1 protein-coding gene is annotated in these 1462 nt (G+C 62.5%); it reads left to right on the top strand.

Features of this window, described 5'->3' with window-relative positions; translation table 11 throughout:
- Positions 1-46: 46 nt before the first annotated feature.
- Entirely contained in the window at positions 47-1453 is a 1407-nt protein-coding gene (locus ACWTU9_RS33095; protein ID WP_455861998.1) for an IS30 family transposase, read from the top strand.
- Positions 1454-1462 lie beyond the last annotated feature (9 nt).

Raw genomic sequence — 1462 nt, 5'->3', positions numbered from 1 at the left:
GGCGGATTCAACCGGTCGTCGCAACACCTCATACCAAGAGGTGTTTATGGTTACGGGAAGACGGAAATCGGAGCGCTCTACGCGGCATATATTGTCCTCGCCAGGTCGACCACCGGTGTGGCAGCGTGAGAACCTGTGCCGGTTCTGGCGAGGAGTGGCGGCAGGCCTGTCGAGTGAAGAAGCCGCCGCCGAAGCCGGCGTCTCCGGCCCCGTGGGTATCCGGTGGTTTCGGAGTTCAGGCGGAATGCCTCCCACACACCTTTCGCCTGCGGCGGCGCCACTCACGAGCCGAAATCTGACGTTCCAGGAACGCGAGGAAATAGCTTTGGAATGCGCTCGGGGGACTGGAGTGCGTGCAATCGCGCGCAAGCTGGGGCGATCGCCCAGCACAATCTCCCGCGAGATCAGGCGCAACTCGGCGACGCGCGGCGGAGACTTCGACTATCGCGCTATTACCGCGCAGTGGCATGCTGATCGAGCAGCACGGCGGCCGAAGGTGGGGAAGCTGGCAACCAATCCTGCCCTTCGTGACTACGTACAGGACCGGCTCTCCGGCCTCATCGCCACGCCGGACGGCATCGCCTTCGATGGCCCCGTCGTGATATGGAAAGGACGACGGGCCGTTCATCGGCAAAGTCGACGCTGGTCCACAGCCTGGAGCCCGGAACAGATTGCGCGGCGTCTGAAGCTGGACTTCCCCGAGAACTCGACCATGCGCATCAGCCACGAAGCCATCTATCAGGCGCTTTACATTCAGGGCCGGGGCGCCCTGAGGCGGGAGCTATCGGCCTGTCTGCGCTCCGGGCGAGCGCTGCGTTTGCCCCGCGAACGTGCTCGTAACCGTGGCAAGTCCTTCATAGCTGACGCGCTGATGATCAGTGATCGGCCGGCAGAGATCGGTGACAGAGCGGTGCCTGGCCACTGGGAGGGTGATCTCATTCTCGGTCTCGGCAGCTCAGCGATTGGCACGCTGGTCGAACGTACGACACGGTTCACAATGCTCCTGCACCTGCCGCGCATGGAACGCCACGGGAGGGACAAATCTGTCAAAAACGGCCCGGCTCTTGCCGGGCATGGCGCCGAAGCGGTCCGCGACGCCATCGCCGGGACCATCATGGAACTACCAGCGCACCTGCGCCGATCCTTGACTTGGGACCAGGGAGCGGAGATGGCGCAGCATGCACAGCTCCGTATCGAGACTGGCCTCGAGATCTACTTCTGCGACCCTCAAAGCCCTTGGCAGCGCGGAAGCAACGAAAACACCAACGGCTTGCTGCGTCAGTACTTTCCGAAAGGCACGGATCTCAGCCAGCATGGGACCGATGAACTCAGCGCTGTAGCGCATGCTCTGAATACCAGGCCTCGCAAGACGCTGGATTGGCGAACGCCTGCAGAGGCTCTCGACCAGTTGCTCAAACAAGATATGATCGAGGGTGTTGCGACGACCGGTTGAATCCGCCCA

It is taken from the genome of Mesorhizobium sp. 128a (assembly GCF_053848025.1).
The sequence above is the reverse complement of the archived record's forward strand: the minus strand, read 5'-3'. Positions and strand labels throughout refer to the sequence as shown.

Bases quoted from the DNA above. Each gene is read 5' to 3' on its own strand.
- ACWTU9_RS33095 (WP_455861998.1), top strand. From the start codon at position 47: ATGGTTACGGGAAGACGGAAATCGGAGCGCTCTACGCGGCATATATTG.